Raw genomic sequence first — 19,965 nt, 5'->3', positions numbered from 1 at the left:
GGGGCAGCCCACCAGTCTACGCGGGCGGGGAGGGCCCGGCGCACCCGCGCCGGGCAGTCCGGACCGCCCTCGGGGCCGGTGTGGACGCGGGATGGCGCATCCGCACGGCCGTGGATCCGCGGGGTGGTGCGTACGCGAGATGGTGCGTACGCAGGCTGGTGCGCCGAGGCGGCTGAACCCCACCCGGACCGGTGCCCGCCCCCGCCCGCCCCCGTACTCCTACTTCCGTGTGCTCGGCTCCCGGTCCACCGGCCCCCGCCGCACCGATCCCGGCGCGTTCCAGTCCTGCCGCTTGCTGGCCCGTTCCTTCGCCGCCTCGGAGGAGACGAGCTGGTACGGCACCGAGGTCACCATCACGCCCGGCGTGAACAGCAGCCGGCCCTTCAGTCGCAGCGCGCTCTGGTTGTGGAGCAGATGCTCGTACCAGTGGCCCACCACGTACTCCGGGATGATCACGCTGACCACGTCCCGCGGGCTCTCCCGCCGCAGCCCCTTCACGTATTCGATGACGGGGCGGGTGATCTCCCGGTACGGGGAGTCGAGGATCTTCAGCGGCACGTTGATGTTCCGCCGCTCCCACTCCTCGCGCAGTGCCCTGGTCTCCTGCGGGTCGACGTTGATGCTGAGCGCCTCCAGCTTGTCGACGCGCATCAGCTTGGCGTAGGCCAGCGCCCGCAGGGTCGGCCGGTGGACCTTGGACACCAGGACGATGGCATGCACGCGCGACGGCCGTACGCTGTCGTCGCTCGGCCCCTCGGCCGCCGCGATCTCCTCCGCCACCCGGTCGTAGTGGCGCCGGATCGCGCTCATCACCCCGTAGAAGAAGACCATCCCCAGCAGCGCCACCCACGCCCCGTGCGTGAACTTGGTCGCCAGGACCACCACCAGCACCAGGCCCGTGAAGAACGCGCCGAAGGCGTTGATCGCCCGCGAGCGGATCATCCGGCGGCGGCGCGCCGGGTTCTTCTCGGTCTTCAGATGGCGGTTCCAGTGCCGCACCATGCCGGTCTGGCTGAGGGTGAAGGAGACGAACACCCCGACGATGTACAGCTGGATGAGCTTGGTGGAGTCGGCCCCGTACACCCACACCAGCAGCGCCGCCGCGCCCGCCAGGGCCACGATGCCGTTGGAGAAGGCGAGCCGGTCGCCGCGGGTGTGGAGCTGGCGCGGCAGATAGCGGTCCTGGGCCAGTATCGAACCGAGCAGCGGGAAGCCGTTGTACGCGGTGTTCGCGGCCAGGAAGAGCACCAGCGCGGTGGCCGCGGCGAGCAGCACGAAGAAGAACGTCCCGTCCCCGAAGACCGCAGCCGCGACCTGCGAGATCACCGGGTTCTGCACATAGTCGCCGCCGACCGGGACGCCGTCGCGCAGCAGTTCGTGGGCCGGGTCCTCCGCCATCCGTACGTCGGACACCAGCGCCAGCCCGATGATCCCGCAGAACATCGTCACGGCCAGTGCGCCCATCAGTGCCAGGGTCGACGCGGCGTTCTTCGACTTCGGCCTGCGGAATGCGGGTACGCCATTGCTGATCGCCTCGACACCGGTCAGCGCCGCACAACCGGAGGAGAAGGCCCGGAGCAGCAGAAAGACCAGCGCGAATCCGGCGAGCCCCGCCTCCTCGGCCTTCAGTTCCAGACCTGCGGTGGGCGCCTTCATCGTCTCGTCGAGTACGAGTCCCCGGTACGCGCCCCAGGCGATCATCCCGAACACCCCGGCGACGAAGACATAGGTGGGGATCGCGAAGAGCTTGCCGGATTCCCGGACACCGCGGAGATTCATCAGAGTGAGCAGCACGATGATCGCGATCGCGCAGAGGACCTTGTTCTCCACGACGAACGGGACCGCGGAGCCCAGGTTCTCCACTCCGGAGGAGATCGACACGGCGACGGTGAGGACGTAGTCCACCAGCAGTGCGCTGGCGACGGTCAGTCCGGCCTTGGGACCGAGATTGGTGTTCGCCACCTCGTAGTCGCCGCCGCCGCTGGGGTAGGCGTGCACGTTCTGCCGGTAGGAGGCGACGACGGTGAACATCAGGACGACGACCGCCGCCGCGATCCACGGGCTGTAGCTGTACGCCGCCACACCCGCGATGGAGAGCACCAGCAGCACTTCGCCCGGTGCGTACGCCACCGAGGACAGCGGGTCGGAGGCGAAGACGGGCAGCGCGATGCGCTTGGGGAGGAGCGTTTCCCCCAGGCGGTCGCTGCGAAGGGCCCTGCCGATGAGGATCCGTTTGGGCAGGTCGGTCAGTTTGGACACGGAGAGGATCGTAAGCGTTCGAATGGGCGCTCCCCACCCGCCGCCCGGAGAGTGGGCCGGAATCTGTGGTTCCTGGGGCACCGGGGGTCCCTTGGGGCACCGTGCGTGTGTAGCTTTGGGCGCGGTCTGAGACCCTTTAATCCCGGGGACCTTTAAGTCTCGGTAAAAACTGGAAGGCCGCTCCGGGGGAATGTGCGGGAAAGCACATAAAGTCCAAAAAACGAGTAAAGAATATGGACGGGTGGAAGGACGGTCGTGCACATCGTCATCATGGGTTGTGGGCGAGTGGGAGCCGCTCTCGCACAGACCCTGGAGCATCAGGGACACACGGTCGCGGTGATCGACCGCGATCCCACGGCCTTCCGCCGCCTGGGCTCCGGTTTCGGCGGCCGCCGGGTCACCGGTGTCGGGTTCGACCAGGACACCCTGCGCGAGGCGGGTATCGAGGAAGCCGGTGCGTTCGCCGCCGTCAGCAGCGGTGACAACTCCAACATCATCGCGGCCCGGGTCGCCCGCGAGATGTTCGGCATCGAGAACGTCGCGGCCCGTATCTACGACCCCCGGCGCGCCGAGGTCTACCAGCGCCTGGGGATCCCGACGGTCGCCACCGTCCGCTGGACGGCCGACCAGATGCTGCGGCGGCTGCTGCCGTCCGGCGCCGAACCGCTCTGGCGCGATCCCAGCGGCGGGGTGCAGCTCGCCGAGGTGCACACCTCGTCCGCGTGGATCGGTCACAAGATCAGCCGGCTCCAGGACGAGACCGGGGTGCGCGTCGCGTTCCTCACCCGGCTGGGCGAGGCGGTGCTGCCGAGCTCGCAGACCGTGCTGCAGGAGGGCGACCTCGTCCACGTGATGATGCGTACGGATGAGATCGAGAAGGTCGAGGCGGCCTTCGCGGAGGGCCCAGAGGAGGGCGGTCACTGATGCGGGTCGCAATCGCCGGTGCCGGCGCGGTGGGCCGTTCCATCGCGGGTGAGCTGCTGGAGAACGGACACGAGGTACTCCTCGTCGACAAGGCGCCGACCGCGATCTCCGTGGAGCGGGTGCCGCAGGCGGAGTGGCTGCTCGCCGACGCCTGCGAGATCACCTCGCTCGACGAGGCGGCGCTCCAGCGCTGCAACGTGGTCATCGCGGCGACCGGCGACGACAAGGTCAACCTGGTCGTCTCGCTGCTGGCCAAGACGGAGTACGCGGTACCCCGCGTCGTCGCCCGGGTGAACAACCCCAAGAACGAGTGGCTCTTCAACGAGTCCTGGGGCGTCGATGTCGCCGTCTCCACCCCGCGGCTGATGTCGGCCCTGGTGGAGGAGGCGGTCAGCGTCGGCGACCTGGTCCGGCTGCTGCGCTTCAGCCACGGCGACGCCAACCTGGTCGAGCTGACCCTGCCGCCGGAGTCCACGCTCGCGGGCACCCGGATCGGCGATGTCGCCTGGCCCGAGGACACCTCGCTGGTCACTATCATCCGCGGCTCCCGGGTGCTGACCCCGAGCCCGGAGGAGACCCTGGAGGCGGGCGACGAACTGCTCTTCGTCGCCGCTCCGGCGCGCGAGGAGCAGTTGGAGGACCTGCTCTCGCCGCGCAACGAGGTCTGACGGCAGAGGAATGGAACCGGCCCGGGGCCCTGTCCCGGGCCGGACGCCCACCGGATCCCCGGCCCGGGGCGCGGACGCCGGATCCCCGGCCCCGTGCCGCGGCCGCCGCGATCGACGGCCCCGGCCACCCCGCCCGGCCCGCGACCCGCCCCGTACAGCTCCAGGGCTACTCGTCGTCCGGCCACACCCCGATGTGGTCCCGCTCCAGCTCCAGCATCACCCGGTCCCGCATCCCCAGCGCCTCCGTGTACTCCGCGGGCAACTGGAGCCGGCCCGCCCGGTCGAGCATCGCGTACTCCCGGGCCACCAGGGACTCCTGGCCGGTCGCCGAGTCGACCTCGGTCCGTCGCAGGATCTCCGTCGAGGTGCGGCCGTCCCTGATCGCGACCGTACGGCGGACCTCGGAGGCCACCGACTGGTCATGCGTGACGATCACAACCGTCGTTCCCAGCTCCTCGTTCGCCCGCCGGAAGGCCGCGAAGATCTGCTCCGCCGTATGCGAGTCCAGCTCACCGGTCGGCTCGTCCGCCAGCAGCACCGACGGCTCGTTCGCCAGCGCCACCGCGATCGCCACCCGCTGCTGCTGACCGCCCGACATCTGGTGCGGCCGCCGGTCCCGGCACTCCGCCACCCCCATCAGCCCCAGCAGCAACTCCACCCGGGCAGCCTTGGCCGCCCGGCCCCGCATCTCCCGGGGGCCGGTGCGCCCCCGCAACTGGAGTGGCAGCGCCACGTTCTGTGCCGCCGTCAGATAGGGGAGGAGATTCCGCGCCGTCTGCTGCCAGACGAAGCCCACCACATCCCTGCGGTAGCTCAGCCGTTCCTTCGCCCCCATGGTCAGCAGATCGAAGCCCGCCACGGCCGCGGCGCCCGCGGTCGGCACGTCGAGGCCCGCGAGGATGTTCATCAGGGTCGACTTCCCGCTGCCCGACGCGCCCACCAGGGCCATCAGCTCGCCCTCCCGGACCAGCAGGTCGAGCCCCTGGAGGGCCTGCACCTCGACGCCGTCCGCGGTGAAGATACGGACCAGCCGGTCGCAGGTGATCAGCGCGTCGTGCCCGTAGCGGGGCCCCTCGCGCCGGGCCGCGACCCGCTCCTCCAACTGCTCCAGTGTGGCCGCGGAGGCGGCGGCCGTGGTCGTCGGATCCGTCATCGTGAATCTCCCACCCTCAGTTCGGTCGTCGAGGAACGCCGGGTGGTCAGCCAGGCCTGGACCGCGGCCACCCCCGCCGCGAGCACCACCACACCCGCTCCCGGCAGCAGCAGGCTCCAGACGTCGACGGTCAGCTGCACCGGCACCCGGTCCACCGCCGTCCCGCCCGAGGCGTGCGCCAGCCTGCTCAGGTCGATCCCGGGGGAGAGGACCAGTACCACGGCCCACCCCACGAGCACGCCCCCGGCGCCCGCCAGTACGGATCCCGGCAGATTCTCCAGCACCAGCAGCCGACGGCCCTGACGCCGGGTCAGCCCCATGGTCCGCAGCCGGGCGAGCAGCGCGACGCGCTCCGGAGCGGCCTGGAGCAGCGCCAGCAGCAGGGCCAGTACGGCATACCCGGCCGCCGCCGCCACCGCGACCGCGTAGACCCGCTCGGCCCCGGTCTGCACCGGCGACTCCGCGAACTCCGCCCGCACCTCGGACCTGAGCGCCACCCGGGCGTCCCCGGCCGGGTCCGTCTTCCGGACCGCCGCCCGCAGTTGGTCACCGGCCACCGAGCCACCGCCGATCAGCAGGGTCGTCGGTGCCTTCGGACCGGTCAGCGCGGCCATGTCGACCAGGACGAATTCGCCGTCCGACAGTGCGGGCGTCAGCTTCCGCACCGCCTCTACCCGGATGGTGAGCGCGGCGCTCAGCGGGCCGATGGTCCTGGGCCCGCCGCCGAGCCGCTCCGCCGCACCCGGCGAGGCGATCGCGGGCACCGGCCCGGAGGCCCCGCCGCGCAGCGCGCCCGCCGGGAAACCGCCGAGCCCGGTGGAGCGGGCCAGCCGGGCGTACGCCTCCGGCTCGACGGCCAGCAGGGTCACGCCCCGGGCGTCGTCCCCGTCCCGCAGGCTCAGATCCGTCTCCCGGTACACCTCCACCACATCCGTCACTCCGGACACCTTCCGTACGGCGTCCGGGAGCCCCTTCGGCAGCGGGACGGCCGACTCGACCCGGGCATCGGACCCGACCGACAGCACGGCCGCCCGGTCCCGGGCGCCCTCGACCCCGGCGACCACCGACCCTCCGAACGCCGTTGTCACCAGTGCCAGCAGCAGCGCGAGCAGCGGCAGTACCGTGGTCGACGGCGCCCGCCCGGCCCGGGTCAGGGCCAGAAAGCCGATCGCGCCCCGCCGCCGCGCCACCGGCAGCGCCGCGAGCCGCAACGGCAGCGGATACAGCCGGACGAGGACCAGCGCGGCCACCACGCCCAGCAGCACCGGAGCGGCGCTGACCAACTGGTCCACGCCCTGCTCGGCCCCGTCCGCGGTACCGCGTCTGCGGACCGTCACCGCGGCGGCCACGGCCAGCGCGAGCAGCGTCAGCTCGGCCACCGTACGGCGGCGGGAGGGACGCGCCCGGACCATATCGTCGCGGCCGCCCGACGCCCGCGGCCTGCGGTGCGCCAGTACGGCCCGCAACGGCAGCGCGGCACAGGCCGTGACGGTCACCAGAACCGTCGCCAGCACCGAGGGCCACAGCCGCCCGCCGGGCACCAGCCATATCGCGAGCGCCCCTCCGGCGAGCGCGGCCGGTACCGCCGGAACCGCGGTCTCCGCGAGCAGCCGGCCCGCCATGCCCGGCATGGAACCGCCCCGCGCCCGCAGCAGCGCCAGTTCGGAGCGTCGGCGGGCGGCGGCCAGACCGCCGGCCGTCAGCAGCACCACCGCGATCACCCCGCCCACACCGAACGCGGCCACCGACACCACCGGGCCGATGGCGCCCCGGACCGCCGCGTACTCCTCGAAGATCCCGGAGAGCCCCGACATCACCTGGAGCCCGGGGGAGACCGCCTCCCGCAGTTCCGAGAGGACCGGGCCGCTCTCCACCGACGCCACCGCGCGCCGCGCGGCGTCGAGATCGTGGGCGCCGAAGCCCCGCGGATCGACGGCGACGTTCCAGTACGGCTCCGCCTCGTTCTCCAGCCCCAGCAGCGCCGGGGCGGCGCCGGGTGCCAGCAGCAGGGCGCCGTGCCAGTAGGGCGCGGGCGGCATGTCGTCCGTATGGCGGAGCGAGGGCGTCCGCAGTACCGGGTCGACCGACCAGTAGGCCCCGGCGGGGCGCACCGGATCCACGATCCCGGTCACCGCCACCGCCAGCGGCCCACCGCCGGCCCGGGGCACCCGGACGACCGTCCCCACCTTGATCCCGAGCGCCTTCGCGGTCGCCGAGGTCACCACGGCTTCGGTGGCCGGGGCTCCGGACGCGGCGGCCCCGGGTTCCGGCAGCCGCCCCGAGCGCAGGACCGAGTGCCCGGCCAGCCCGGCGGGCGCGACCAGCGTGAACACCGGAAGCCCGCCGTCCAGTTCGGTCAGCCCGGGGGCCCGCCCGCGCATCGGGCGCTGGCTCCGCACCCCGTACGACGACTCCCGGACGTCCGCGCGCAGTGGCTCCGGCAGCTTCCGCAGGATCCGCCGCTGACTCTCCGCCATCCCCTGCGGACTCACGGCCCGGACCAGCGCCGGGTCCGTGGTGTCGTACGGCGCCTCCGGCGCGGCCGAGAACCTGAGCGTGCTCTGGTCGGCCACGGCGACCTCGAGCCCGTGGCGCAGCCCCTCGCCCTCGTAGGCGTCGACGGCGCGGGGGAAGGCCGCGCAGAGGAACGCGGTGACCGCGACGAGCACGAAGACCGCGAAGGCGGGCACCGGAGCGGTCCGCAGACGCGTCCGCACCCAGGGCGCGACGATCCTCACCATGCCCACCACCCCCGGACACCCGCGCTGTGGGCCGCGGGGCCCGGCGCATGGTGCTGCCGCCGGGTGACCGCGGTGCCGTGGGCCACCGGTCGTGGTGTTGTGGTGCGGTACGAGGCCGTGCATCCGCATCGGGCGAGCGCGCCGCCGTACGCCGACCGCCCCGGTATCGCGGTCCGGCGCACCGCAGGATCCCCTGGCGCCGCGGCGCCGTACGACGCCCGGCCCGTTACCCCGGTGCCGTACGCAACCGGCCCCGCCCCCGAGCACCGCCGGGCGCCCCGCGAACACCCGTCCGCCCGCTGCCCGCCGACGCCCCGGAGCCACTGCCCCGTCACCGTCGCCCTCACCGTCACTCGCCTCCTTGCGCCCGCAGCGACGCCGCCGGGTCGGTCCTGCGCAGCATCAGGGCGCCAACGATCAGTACGGGCGCCGCCGCGACGCCCACCACCAGCAGCGCCACCCGGCCCAGGGGCAGCTCCACCAGAACTTCCGGAACGGGCCTGGCCGCTCCGCCCGTCAGCACGATCAGCGGCACGATCGCCCGGGTGAGCACCGCGCCCAGGGCCACCCCGATCAGCAGGCCCAGACCGATCAGCAGGGACTGCTCGACCGCGAGCAGCCGGGCGGACAACCGCCGGGGCGCGCCCAGCGCCCGCAGCACCGCGAACTCCGCCGAACGCTCCCGCAGCGCTCCCACCGTGCCCACCGCGAAACCGACCGCCGCCAGCAGAGCGGCGGCCGCCGCCGTCGCCAGCAGCGCCGACTGCGGGCCCGCGCCGAGCGGATCCTCGTGCAACTCCCGGGCGATCTCGTCCCGTACCAGGATCTGCGAGGGGTCGACCTCGGCCCGCTCGCGCAGCGCGGCCGCGACCCGCGCCGCCTGCCCCGGTTCGGTGAACAGCCACCACTCACCGGGCGGGAGGGACGCGGCGGGCCGTTCGGCGAGCACCCGGTTGACCGCGGGGAGATCGAGCAGCAGCGAGCCGCCGTCCAGTTCGGGCCGTACGGCCGAGGCGTCGATCGCGCCGGGACCGGTCGTCGGTACGGCCTCCAGCACCCCGGCGATCCGCACGGTGATGTCACCGCCCGGCATCGGGACCTGGATCCGGGAGCCGACCTTCGCGTCCCGGGCGGCCAGGAAGGACTCCGTGGCCAGGGCGAGCGGCTCGGGAGCCGGCGGCCGTACGGCCGTGACCCGGACCGTCACCGAACGCGTCTCGCCCCAGCCGTCGCCGTACTCACCGGTGCCCGTGTGGTACCGCAGGTCGAGCGGCACGCCGGGCGAGACGGTCACCCCGGTGACGGCGGGCCGCTTCGCCGCCGGGTCCTCGTCGCCCGCCGTGACGGTGGCGGTGGCCTTCCAGGAGAGCCCGGCGGCCGGGGCGACCGGCCGTGCGGTTCCGTCGGCGCCCACCGACCGGACCGCGACCTTCAGCCACTTGGGCGCGATCCGGTCCGGGAAGCCCTCCTCGTCGAACTCGACCGCGGTCAGCGCCAGCGGCCCCGCCGGACGGCCGACGGGCGCCTCCGCGGCCTTCGCCAGGTCCAGTACCACCCGGTGCCGCTTGCCGTCGGGGAACAGATTGCCCAGCGGCAGGCGGTACGGCACGCCGTAACGATCCTCCACGGTGACCGAGGCGCTCAGCCCGGGCTCACTGATGCTCCGGACGTCGAAGCCGGCGGTGCCCCAAGGCCCGTCGTACGCGCCCCCCAGGGTGACGTCCAGCTCCAGCCGGTGGGCGTCGGCGGGCAGCACCAGCCCGGCGCGGGGTTCGCCGCGCGGCCGCAGGGAAGCCACCGACCGCTCGGGGTTCCCGCCCGCCGCGAGATCGTCCCGCAGCCGGAGACCGGCCCCGGTGGCATCTCCGCCGACGGCGCGCGCCGCGCCCGCGGCCCCTCCGGCCGGGGAACCTCCGGCCGGGGAACCTCCGGTTGTGGAGCCTGCGGCTTTGGAACCTGCGGCTGTGGAGTCTCCGGCGCCCGCGGCTCCGGGAACCCCCGCCCCGTCCGGGTTCAGCGCCCGCCGGGTGTCCAGGGCCAGCACCGTCGCCTGGCGGCCGCCGGTCAGCGCCATCGTCTGCCGGGCGGCGGGAACGGCGGCCCGGACCCCGGGCATACCGTCGTAGACACCGCCCTGCCCGAACGGGACCGTGGGGGCGCTCAGCACCCGTACCGGGGCGCCCGCCCGGAAGTCCGCCTGATCGTCCTGCGAACGGTCCCACGAAGCGCTCTGACCGACCGCCAGCATGCCCAGCGCGACCGCCAGCACCAGCAGCAGCGCCGGCCCCGCGCCACGGCCCGGACGGCGGCTGAGCTGCCAGCCCGCCAGCGCGGACGCCAGCCCCCGGCCGCGTACGGCCCACCGCTCGGCCAGCCGTGCGGCGGGCGGCAGCAGCCGCAGCGTCAGTACGGTCCCGGCGAGCAGCGCCAGCGCCGGTGCCACCACCAGCAGCGGGTCGATGCCCAGCTCGCCGCCGCGGTCGCCGGTGAGCGCACCGCTGCCCGACGTCCGCCGCTCCAGCTGCCAGTACGCCACCCCCGCCACCGCGACCAGCGCGATATCGGCGCCCGCCCGCACCGGGCCGGGCAGGGTGCCGGTACGGCCCCGGGCCGACCGGCGGGCCGCGCCGATCGCCGGAGCCACCACCGCCGCCGCGCAGGCCAGCGCGGTCGCCGCGCCCACCAGCCAGACGGCGGCCGTCGGCGCGGTCTCCACCTTCAGCCCGATCCTGGCCAGCAGCCCCTGACCGGCGAGCAGCGCGGTCAGCGGCCCGGCGAGCAGCGGCGCGCACACCACGGCGGGCAGCGCGAGAATCAGCGCCTCCAGGGCCGACAGGGCGGCGATCCGGCGCCGGGAGGCACCACGGGCCAGCAGGACCCGGGTCTCGGACTCCCGCTCGGTGCTCAGCAGCCGGGCCACCATCAGCAGCGCGTAACCGGCGAGCAGGACCAGCTGGAGCGAGACGATCAGCAGGGTCGCCCGGGCCACCAGGAGGGCCCGCTCCATCCGGTCCAGGACCTCCGGCAGGGAGGTCTTCGCGACCACCCCGCCCTTGAGACCGGGCTGTGCGGACAGCAGCTTCTGGCTCGCGCGGGCGGACGAGCGGAGCGAGTCGATCCGCTCCCCGGTCAGAGCGCCGAAATCGGCGGTCGCCAGCCAGGCCGGGCCGCCCTTGGCGATCCGTTCCGAGGCGAAGGCCCGGGGATCGGCCAGCAGGGGGCCGTAGGTGGTGAAGACGTCCGCGCGCACCCCGCGGCCGCGCAGCTCGTCCAGTTGCCAGTACGGGTCGTCGCGGTCGGTGACCCGGTAGACGCCGACCACCCGGACCTGGACCGCGGGTCCGCCGAGCCGGCTGGCGAGCGTCAGCACGCGCGGCCCGGCGGCCGCCTTCAGGGCCCGCGCCGCCGGCTCCGGCAGGGCAACCTCCACGACCGGCCCGGCGGCGGGGGAGGGCCAGGCACCGGAGGCCAGCTGCACCTTGGAGCGGTCCACGACCGCCAGCATGGTGAGATCGGGCTCGCCCTGGCGGGCGGCGGGCGGCTGGAGCGCGCGGGGGAGGGAGTACGGCGCCGAGCGTTCGAACGGCCGCAGGGTGACGGGCAGACCGTCGAAGGCGCGCTCGGAACCGCGCCGGGCCCCCTCGGCTGCGGCGCTCCGGTCGGCGGAGGAGTCGTCCGAGGTGATGATCAGCGAGGCCGCGGCCGCGTCCCGGGTACCGAGCGCATGGCGCAGCCCGGCATCCCCCACGGATCCGGCGAAGGCGGCGAGCGCCGCCAGCACCGACGCGGTGAGCAGCACGGCAAGCAGTGCGGCGGCCAGCAGAAGCCGGTGACCGCGCGCACGGTGGAACAGAAAGGCCGTCACCGGTCATCCCCCTGTGGCCCCACGGGCCGCCCCCGAAACATCTTTCGCGTTCGGATCGTTGCAGAGGGCACCGGCCGAGGGCACGTCCTGACCCGGGAGTTGATCAGATCGTGACCGTCGGGAGAGGTACGGAGCGGCCGGAACGGGTCACGGTCCGGCGGGCCGGGAAACCGGCCGCCGCCCCGCCGCTCCGGGGGCGGCCGGGGCCGGTCACCGCCGGACGGATACCGGGCCGGTCAGGTGCGACGGGAAGCCGCCCCGGACGGCACCGGTCACCGCCGGATCAGCTCTCGCCCTGCTCCGCGGTCTGCCGGGCCTTGCGCTCCCGCTCGGCCCGCTCCTCCGCCTCCATCTCCGCGAAGACGTCGATCGGCGGCGGCGCCTTCGCCAGGAACACCCAGGTCAGATAGACGGCCAGCAGGAAGGGCGGGATCTTGAGCGACACCAGCACCCACCCCAGCTCCTCCGTATCGGCCCACAAGTAGAGCGGGAAGAGGATGGCGCACTTGGCGAGCAGGATCGCGCCCCAGGCGTAGCTGGCCTTGGTGTACGCCTTCTTGCGGCCGGGGTTACGGGTCCGCCAGGAGAGGTTCTCCTTGAAGACGGGGCCCAGCATCAGCCCGATCAGCGGCACACCGGCCGCCGCGGTCGCGACATACGCGACACCGAGTCCCAGGGTGTAGAGCATGCCCGGCAGATAGAAGTCCTTGGCGTTGCCGGTCATCATCGCGAAGACCACACCGAAGGCGACACCGAAGACACCGCTGAACGCGTGCTTCACGGTGCCCTTGAGGACCAGCCGGGCGGCGACCAGCACCAGGGCGACGGCCAGCGCGGCGATCGCGGAGGCATGGAGGTCCTGGTTGATCGTGTAGATCGTGACGAACAGCAGACCGGGGACGACCGTCTCCACCATGCCGCGGATGCCGCCGAAGGCGTCGAAGAGCGCGGCTTCGGTGACCGCCCTGACATCGGCCGGATCGGGGGCGGTGCCCGCCGGAGCGCCGTCGGGGCCCCGCTCTCCGGGCGCCGTGGAGCCCGTGGCGGAGGCGTCCGGCGAGGAGGCCGAGGGGGCGGGGGTGGTGGTCGGCTTGTCGAAAGACGTCACCGGCTACTCCTGTCCGAGCGGTCGGAGTTCGTATTTGGGGTTGAACAGCACACGGCGGCCGTGGCTCATGGAGATACGGCCGGAGGCTATGAGCCTGCGGCCCGGCTCTATGCCCACGATGGAGCGGCGGCCGAGCCAGACGATGTCCAGCGGGGCCGTACCGTCGAACAGCTCGGCCTCCAGGGCGGGCACCCCGGCCCTGGGACGCAGGGTCACCGTGCGCAACGTACCAGTCACCCGGACGATCTGGCGATCCGTGCATTCGGCGATCCGGGTGCACCCGGACACCTGTGCGTCCTCCCGCAGCTCCTCCGACTCCAGGTCCTGGCGCGAGCTGGCCAGACGGTCGAACATGCGGCGGAGCCGGCCGGCCGGTCTCGGCGCCGGACCGGCCGGTCCGGAACCGGGCCCGGAACCGCTTCCGGGCGCCCCGGAGGGAGGTGCACTCATGCAGCAAGCGTACCGGCCGTGCCCCGGAGTCCACCCGGCCGGACGGGACCCTGTGGACAACCGCCGCGACGGCCCGGGCAACCGGCCCGCCGGGCGCCCGTTCCCGTGGCCGGGGCCGTCACCTGCGGCGACCGGGGGACTACCGCTCGAAGCGGTAGCCCATGCCCGGCTCGGTGACGAAGTGCCTCGGGTGGGAGGGGTCGGTCTCCAGCTTCCGCCGCAGCTGCGCCATATAGACACGGAGGTAGTTGGTCTCGGTCCCGTAGGAGGGCCCCCAGACCTCCTGGAGCAACTGCTTCTGGCTGACCAGCCGGCCCGTGTTCCGGACCAGGACCTCCAGCAGATGCCATTCGGTCGGCGTCAGCCGGACGTCCCGGCCGTCGCGGTTGACCTTCTTCGCGGCCAGATCGACGGTGAAGCCCTCGGTCTCGACCACGACGACATCGTCGTCGCCGCCGCCCACCGGCTCGGCCCGGCGGACCGCGGCCCGCAGCCGGGCCAGCAGTTCGTCCATACCGAACGGCTTGGTGACGTAGTCGTCGGCGCCGGCGTCCAGCGCCTCCACCTTCTCGTCGGAGGTGTGCCGCGCGGAGAGCACCAGGATCGGCACCCGCGTCCAGCCCCGCAGCCCCTTGATCACCTCGACCCCGTCCATATCGGGCAGGCCCAGGTCGAGGACGACCACATCGGGGTGGCGCGCCGCGGCGAGCTGGAGCGCGGTCGCCCCGTCGGGGGCCGCGTCCACCTCGTACTTGCGCGCCTTCAGATTGATCACGAGGGCGCGTACGATCTGCGGCTCGTCGTCGACCACCAGCACCCTGGTCATTCCCGGCCTGCCTTTCCGTCCTTCGGTTGCTGCTGTGTTCACGGCCTTCACGGCCCGCGCTGCCTGTACTGCCTCAGCGGTGTTCGCGGTGCTCACGGCCCTCACCGGGTCCCGCGGGACAGGTACCGGCGGTGTCGCTCCCGGTCCCGGGCGGCGGCCCGTGGGCCGCGGCTCACGAGGTGACCTGTGCGGGGAGATCGGCCTTCGCGGGTTCGGTGCCGGGAGCCGCCGTCAGGGTCAGGACCATGGTCATTCCGCCGCCCGGGGTGTCCTCCGCGGTCAGCGTGCCGCCCATGGCCTCCACGAAGCCGCGGGCCACCGCGAGCCCCAGCCCCACCCCCGCGCCGCGCGGCGCGTCCCCGGACCGCTGGAACGGCTCGAAGATCCGCTCCTTCTCCTCGTCCGGCACCCCGGGGCCCCGGTCGACCACCCGGACCTCGACCCGCGCGCCGAGCGCGCTCGCCGCCACGGTCACCGGAGTCCCCTCGGGGCTGTACTTGACGGCGTTCTCGACGATGTTGGCCACCGCCCGTTCCAGCAGCCCGCGGTCGACGGTGACCATCGGCAGGGTCTCGGGCACGTCCAGCTCGACACTGTCGTCCGGCACACCGACCAGGGCCATGGGAACCACCTCGTCGAGATCGGTCACCCGCATCAACGGGGTGACCGTACCCGTCTGGAGACGGGACATGTCGAGAAGGTTCCCCACAAGCTGGTCAAGTCTGTCGGCACCGTCCTCGATGCCCTCCAGCAACTCCGCCTCGTCCTCGTCGGACCAGGCCACGTCGTCCGACCGGAGCGAGGTGACGGCCGCCTTGATGGCCGCCAGCGGAGTCCGCAGATCGTGGCTGACGGCGGCCAGCAGAGCCGTCCGGATGCGGTTGCCCTCGGCCAGCCTGCGGGCCTCCTCCGCCTCCCCGACCAGCCGCTGGCGGTCGAGGACCACGGCGGCCTGGGCCGCGAAGGCGGCCAGCACCCGGCGGTCCTCGGCGGGCAGCACCCGCCCCGACAGCGCCAGCGCCATATGGTCCCCGACGGGCATGTCCACATCGGCGTCCTCGGGCCGGACGACGGAGCGCGGCCCGACACTGCCCGCCGTGGTCCACGGATCGACGTCGCTCCTCCGCTCCAGCAGGGCCACCGACTCCATGCCGAAGGTCTCCCGGACCCGCTGGAGCAGCGCGTCCAGCGAGGTCTCCCCGCGCAGCACGCTCCCGGCGAGGAACGACAGGATCTCCGACTCGGCCCGCAGCCGGGCCGCCTGATGGGTGCGGCGCGCCGCCAGGTCCACCACGGACGCCACCGCCACCGCGACGGCGAAGAAGATCACGATCGCGACGATGTTCTTGGGGTCGTACACGGTCAGGGTGTGCACGGGCGGTGTGAAGTAGTAGTTCAGCAGCAGGGAACCGACCGCGGCCGACGCCAGCGCCGGCAGCAGCCCGCCCAGCAGCGCCGCCATCACGGTGGCGAAGAGGAACAGCAGTACGTCGTTGGCCAGCCCGAGCGAGTCGTCCAGGGCCGTCAGCAGCAGCGCCAGCAGCACCGGCGCGGCGACGCCCACCAGCCAGCCCGCGATGATCCGCGACCGGCCCAGCCGGGCGCCGCGGGCCACCGGCAGCCCCCGGCCCTTGCCCGCCTCGTCGTGGGTGACGATATGGACGTCCAGATCGGGGCCCGAGTCCCGGGCCACGGTCGCTCCCACCCCGGGACCGAAGATGTACTGCCAGGTCTTGCGGCGGCTGGACCCCAGCACGATCTGGGTGGCGTTGACGCCCCGCGCGAACTCCAGCAGCGAGGACGGGATGTCGTCGCCGACGACATGGTGGAACGTCCCCCCGAGGTCCTCGACCAGGGTCCGCTGGACCGCCAGCTCCTTCGGCGAGGCCGAGGTCAGACCGTCGCTGCGGGCGATGTAGACCGCGAGGATCTCACTGCCCGAACCCTTGGCCGCCATCCGGGCCGCCCGGCGGATCAGGGTGCGCCCTTCGGGCCCGCCGGTCAGTCCGACGACGATCCGCTCCCGGGCCTGCCAGGTCGAACGGATGTTGTGCTCGCCCCGGTACTGCTGGAGGTACTCGTCCACCCGGTCCGCGACCCACAGCAGCGCCAGCTCCCGCAGCGCGGTCAGATTCCCGGGCCGGAAGTAGTTCGACAGGGCGGCGTCGACCTTGTCGGGCTTGTAGATGTTCCCGTGCGCCATCCGGCGGCGCAGCGCCTGCGGAGCCATGTCGACCAGTTCGATCTGATCGGCCCGCCGCACCACCTCGTCCGGCACGGTCTCCCGCTGCCGGACCCCGGTGATCGACTCCACGACGTCACCGAGTGATTCGAAGTGCTGGATGTTGACGGTCGATATCACGTCGATCCCGGCCGCCAGCAGCTCCTCCACGTCCTGCCAGCGCTTGGCGTTCCGCGAGCCCGGCACATTGGTGTGCGCCAGCTCGTCCACCAGGGCCACCGCGGGGCGCCGCGCCAGGACGGCGTCCACGTCCATCTCCGTGAAGACCCCGCCGCGGTACTCCAGCTCACGGCGGTGTATCTGCTCCAGACCGTGCAGCATCACCTCGGTCCGCGGCCGGTCGTGGTGCTCCACGAAGGCCACCACGCAGTCGGTGCCGCGCTCCACCCGGCGATGGGCCTCGGAGAGCATGGAGTACGTCTTGCCCACGCCCGGTGCCGCGCCGAGGTAGATCCGAAGCTTGCCGCGTCCCATGGCCCCATTGTCTTTCAGAAAGGCGGCCGGGCGTTTCCGCCGTTCCGCTCGTGCGCTCCGACGATACGGCGGGGGAACCGGGCAAAACGGGTGGGGTGGCGGCACCGGAGACGGTATTGACGCGATTCTGATGCGGACCGGGCCCCGGGCGGCCTCCGCCGGCCGGACCCCGCCCCCGGGGACGGGACTCCCGGGCCGGGTGACCCCGCCGACCTGCGGCGGGACACTCCGGAACGATCCGGGCCCGGTCCGGCCGCCGGGCGGCGGCAGCGGCCCGTACGGCAGCCGGGATCAGTGCTCGGTGATCTCGCCGTCGTGCAGCTCCAGCACCCGGTCCGCAAGGCCCAGGAGCTGGGCGTCGTGGGTGGCGACCAGCGCGGTGACCCCCTCGGCCCGGACGACCGCCCGCAGCAGCTCCATCACGGAGAGCCCGGTCTCCGCGTCGAGCTGTCCGGTCGGCTCGTCGGCTATCAGCAGGGCCGGGCGGTTGGCGAGGGCCCGGGCGATGGCCACCCGCTGCTGCTGCCCGCCGGACAGCTCCGTGGGGCGCTGGGCCGCGTGATCGGTCAGACCGACCAGTGCGAGCATCAGCTCCACCCGCTCGTCCCGCTCCTTCACCGGCGCCCTGCGCAGCCGCAGCGGTACACCCACGTTCTCCGCGGCGGTCAGGATCGGGATCAGCCCGAAGGACTGGAAGACGAAACCGATCCGGTCGCGCCGCAGCGCCAGCAGCCCGTCCTCGTCCAGTCCGGCCAGGTCGGTGCCGTCGATGACGATCCGCCCCTCGTCGGCCCCGTCCAGGCCGCCGACGAGATTGAGCAGCGTCGTCTTCCCCGACCCGGATCTGCCCTTCAGGGCCACCAGCTCGCCCCGGGGCACCTCGAAGGAGACCCCCCTCAGCGCATGTACGGCGCCCGCTCCGGAGCCGTAGGTGCGGTGCAGGTTCTCCACCCGTACCATCGGCCCGCCGCCGGAGCCGCCCTCCGGCCCGTCCAGCACGGCCGCCGTGCCGGTGCGCCCGTCCCCGCTCATCACTGCCCCCCGGTCGTTCCCGTTCGTCCGTCCGGATCCGCGTTCTGGATCCGGGTGCCGGCTGCCGCGGCGCGGCCGGGTACCGCCCCGGCCCCACCGTTCACCCGGTGTTTTCGGCACAGTACGGCGAAACGGCGACGGGCCGCACCCCCTGTGGACAACCAGGGGGCGCGGCCCGTCGGACACGGCTGCGGCGCCGCTGCCGGCGCGGTCAGCGGACCTCGGTGATCTCCGGGCCGCGCTGGAGCTGTCCCATACCGCCGGAGAAGCGGGAACCGGCCTGCTCCTCCTGCTGGACGCCCTCGGGCACCATCTGCGCGTCCTCGGGCAGCTTGAGGACGATCGGGTCACGGGGGGCCATCGGGCCGTCACCGCGGACCACGACCGTGTCACGGAAGATCTGCTCCAGCAGACCGGCCGCCTCCGGCTGGACCGCGCCCTGGCCGGAGATCACTCCGCGCAGGAACCAGCGGGGGCCGTCGACGCCGACGAAGCGCACCAGCTGCACCCCGCCCGTGCCGTCCGGCAGCTGCACCGGGACCTGGGCCCGCAGCTCCCAGCCGAGCGGACCCTCGACCTCGTCGATCACACCGCCCTGCTGGGTGATGCCACCGGCGATCTCCTCGCGGACCTCGCCCCAGATGCCTTCCTTCTTCGGCGCGGCAAACGCCTGGAGCTGGACGGCGCTGTCCCGGAGGACGACCGTCGCGGCGACGATCGCGTCACCGGCGACCTCGACGCGCAGTTCCATGCCCTCGACTCCGGGCACGAACAGACCGCCCAGGTCGACCCGGCCCTCGGCGGGCTTGGACACCTCGGACAGGTCCCAGGGGCCGTCGGGCCGCGGGGCCGGAGGAAGGTTCACCCGCCGGGGTGCGACGTCGTCGGCGTCCTCACCGGCTTCGTCCGGCCCGTCCAGGGCCGCGTCGACCTGCTCGGTCTCGCCCGCTGCGTCCGCGTCCTTCGCGGAACCACTCTTCTTGCGACGTCCGAACACGTCACTGTCCTTCCCGGTCGGATACGACGGAAGCGTATCGATTCCCACCCGCTGAACCATCCGCTGTGCCGCCCACGGCGGCATGACCGCCGGTGGACCCGAAGCCCCCCTCGGCCCGTGCCGAGCCGGGAAGCTCCGCCACCTCGTGGAAGCGCACCTTCTCGACCTTCTGGACGACAAGCTGGGCGACGCGGTCGAAGCGCTCGAACCGCACGCTCTCGCGCGGGTCGAGATTGACCACGATCACCTTGATTTCCCCACGGTACCCGGCGTCAATCGTCCCGGGGGCATTCACAAAGGCTACTCCGCAGCGGGCGGCGAGGCCCGAGCGCGGATGGACGAAGGCGGCGTACCCGTCGGGGAGCGCCAGGGAGATCCCCGTCGGCAGCACGGCCCGCTCCCCGGGCTCCAGCACGGCGGCCTCGCAGGTCACCAGGTCGGCTCCGGCGTCGCCCGGGTGCGCGTAGGACGGCAGCGGCACCTCGGGGTCGACCCGGCGGATCAGCACGTCGAGCAGGTCGTGGGGGCCGTGGGGGCCGGACACGGGGGACATCAGGGATTCACCTCGAAGGCGCGGGCGCGGCGGATCTGGTCGGGGTCGGCCATGGCGGCCTCGATCTCCTCGGCGCGGCCGTTGTCGATGAAATGATCGACTTTGACCTCGACGAAGAGGGCATTCGCACGGACGGCGAGCGGTCCCTCGGGGCCGCCGATCCGGCCCTCGGCCCGGGCGTAGATCTTCCGGCCCGCGACCGCGGTCACCTCGGCCCGGAGAAACAGCACGGTGCCGACCGGCACCGGACGCACGAAGTCGGTCTCCAGCCGCCCGGTCACCGCGATGGTCCGCAGCAGCCAGGTCAGCGAGCCCAGCGACTCGTCCAGGGCGGTGGCGAGCACCCCGCCGTGGGCCAGGCCCGGCGCACCCTGGTGCGCGGGCTTCACGGTGAACTCGGCGGTGATGCTCACGCCGTCACCGGCCCGGGCCGCCAGATGCAGACCGTGCGGCTGGTCGCGACCGCAGCCGAAACACTGCTCGTAGTGCGTTCCGAGCAGTTCGCCGGGCGCGGGGGCGTCCGGGTGGCGTACCGGGGGTACGGCATCGGCCGGAGGCGTCACGGTCGAGGGGCGGGCGGCCGCCGGGCCCGGTTCCGGCCCGGGGCCCGGCCCCGGTGGATGTGCAGTGCTCACAGGCGCAGACCTTACCCGCGGTCGGGCCGTTGCCTCAC

General features: G+C 73.3%; 14 protein-coding genes. 2 read left to right on the top strand and 12 right to left on the bottom strand.

The features are described 5' to 3' along the window. Window positions 1-219 precede the first annotated feature (219 nt). Window positions 220-2,259, bottom strand: coding sequence for an APC family permease (locus ACWDR0_RS18570; protein WP_456352760.1), 2,040 nt, complete (start codon window positions 2,257-2,259; stop codon window positions 220-222). A 255-nt stretch (window positions 2,260-2,514) separates the two neighbouring features. Here ACWDR0_RS18570 and ACWDR0_RS18565 point away from each other — a divergent pair, with 255 nt between their 5' ends. Together ACWDR0_RS18565 and ACWDR0_RS18560 are read left to right on the top strand one after the other, a co-directional pair. Further along, window positions 2,515-3,183: a potassium channel family protein gene (locus ACWDR0_RS18565; RefSeq protein WP_456352759.1), complete on the top strand. Its 669-nt coding sequence runs from the start codon at window positions 2,515-2,517 to the stop codon at window positions 3,181-3,183. Then, window positions 3,183-3,851: a potassium channel family protein gene (locus ACWDR0_RS18560; protein ID WP_366264459.1), complete on the top strand. Its 669-nt coding sequence runs from the start codon at window positions 3,183-3,185 to the stop codon at window positions 3,849-3,851. Before ACWDR0_RS18565 ends, ACWDR0_RS18560 begins: the two co-directional genes overlap by 1 nt. 166 nt (window positions 3,852-4,017) lie before the next feature. Here ACWDR0_RS18560 and ACWDR0_RS18555 read toward each other — a convergent pair whose 3' ends face one another. From ACWDR0_RS18555 to ACWDR0_RS18505, 11 genes are all read right to left on the bottom strand, one after another. Further along, window positions 4,018-5,004, bottom strand: coding sequence for an ABC transporter ATP-binding protein (locus ACWDR0_RS18555; RefSeq protein ID WP_456352758.1), 987 nt, complete (start codon window positions 5,002-5,004; stop codon window positions 4,018-4,020). Then, the gene (locus ACWDR0_RS18550) at window positions 5,001-7,745 is read right to left on the bottom strand and encodes an FtsX-like permease family protein (protein ID WP_456352757.1); all 2,745 of its coding nucleotides are present in this window, start codon (window positions 7,743-7,745) and stop codon (window positions 5,001-5,003) included. Before ACWDR0_RS18550 ends, ACWDR0_RS18555 begins: the two co-directional genes overlap by 4 nt. 349 nt (window positions 7,746-8,094) lie before the next feature. Beyond that, window positions 8,095-11,610, bottom strand: coding sequence for an FtsX-like permease family protein (locus ACWDR0_RS18545; protein WP_456352756.1), 3,516 nt, complete (start codon window positions 11,608-11,610; stop codon window positions 8,095-8,097). A 283-nt stretch (window positions 11,611-11,893) separates the two neighbouring features. After that, window positions 11,894-12,718 (bottom strand): DUF3159 domain-containing protein, encoded by an 825-nt coding sequence (locus ACWDR0_RS18540; protein ID WP_456352755.1) that lies wholly within the window; start codon window positions 12,716-12,718, stop codon window positions 11,894-11,896. A 3-nt stretch (window positions 12,719-12,721) separates the two neighbouring features. After that, window positions 12,722-13,072: an OB-fold nucleic acid binding domain-containing protein gene (locus ACWDR0_RS18535; RefSeq protein ID WP_456352754.1), complete on the bottom strand. Its 351-nt coding sequence runs from the start codon at window positions 13,070-13,072 to the stop codon at window positions 12,722-12,724. A gap of 235 nt (window positions 13,073-13,307) precedes the next feature. Beyond that, window positions 13,308-13,994, bottom strand: a complete 687-nt coding sequence (locus ACWDR0_RS18530) for a response regulator (protein WP_384717271.1) — start codon at window positions 13,992-13,994, stop codon at window positions 13,308-13,310. Window positions 13,995-14,166: 172 nt separating this feature from the next. Then, window positions 14,167-16,710: an ATP-binding protein gene (locus ACWDR0_RS18525; RefSeq protein ID WP_456352753.1), complete on the bottom strand. Its 2,544-nt coding sequence runs from the start codon at window positions 16,708-16,710 to the stop codon at window positions 14,167-14,169. 291 nt (window positions 16,711-17,001) lie between these two features. Further along, window positions 17,002-17,742: an ABC transporter ATP-binding protein gene (locus tag ACWDR0_RS18520; RefSeq protein WP_456352752.1), complete on the bottom strand. Its 741-nt coding sequence runs from the start codon at window positions 17,740-17,742 to the stop codon at window positions 17,002-17,004. Window positions 17,743-17,953: 211 nt separating this feature from the next. Continuing rightward, the gene (locus tag ACWDR0_RS18515) at window positions 17,954-18,739 is read right to left on the bottom strand and encodes a DUF3710 domain-containing protein (RefSeq protein WP_456352751.1); all 786 of its coding nucleotides are present in this window, start codon (window positions 18,737-18,739) and stop codon (window positions 17,954-17,956) included. A gap of 1 nt (window position 18,740) precedes the next feature. Further along, the gene (gene dut, locus ACWDR0_RS18510; RefSeq protein ID WP_456352750.1) at window positions 18,741-19,292 is read right to left on the bottom strand and encodes a dUTP diphosphatase; all 552 of its coding nucleotides are present in this window, start codon (window positions 19,290-19,292) and stop codon (window positions 18,741-18,743) included. Beyond that, a complete protein-coding gene (locus ACWDR0_RS18505; RefSeq protein ID WP_456352788.1) occupies window positions 19,292-19,855 on the bottom strand; it encodes a PaaI family thioesterase in 564 nt (187 codons plus the stop codon). Before ACWDR0_RS18505 ends, dut begins: the two co-directional genes overlap by 1 nt. Window positions 19,856-19,965: the final 110 nt, after the last annotated feature.

It is taken from the genome of Streptomyces sp. NPDC003691 (assembly GCF_053981115.1).
This window is presented reverse-complemented; position numbering and strand designations above follow the sequence as displayed.

Coding starts and splice junctions, on each gene's coding strand:
- ACWDR0_RS18560 (WP_366264459.1), top strand. CDS start 3,183: ATGCGGGTCGCAATCGCCGGTGCCGGCGCGGTGGGCCGTTCCATCGCG.
- ACWDR0_RS18555 (WP_456352758.1), bottom strand. CDS start 5,004: ATGACGGATCCGACGACCACGGCCGCCGCCTCCGCGGCCACACTGGAG.
- ACWDR0_RS18550 (WP_456352757.1), bottom strand. CDS start 7,745: ATGGTGAGGATCGTCGCGCCCTGGGTGCGGACGCGTCTGCGGACCGCT.
- ACWDR0_RS18535 (WP_456352754.1), bottom strand. CDS start 13,072: ATGTTCGACCGTCTGGCCAGCTCGCGCCAGGACCTGGAGTCGGAGGAG.
- ACWDR0_RS18530 (WP_384717271.1), bottom strand. CDS start 13,994: ATGACCAGGGTGCTGGTGGTCGACGACGAGCCGCAGATCGTACGCGCC.
- ACWDR0_RS18525 (WP_456352753.1), bottom strand. CDS start 16,710: ATGGGACGCGGCAAGCTTCGGATCTACCTCGGCGCGGCACCGGGCGTG.
- ACWDR0_RS18520 (WP_456352752.1), bottom strand. CDS start 17,742: ATGAGCGGGGACGGGCGCACCGGCACGGCGGCCGTGCTGGACGGGCCG.
- dut (WP_456352750.1), bottom strand. CDS start 19,292: ATGTCCCCCGTGTCCGGCCCCCACGGCCCCCACGACCTGCTCGACGTG.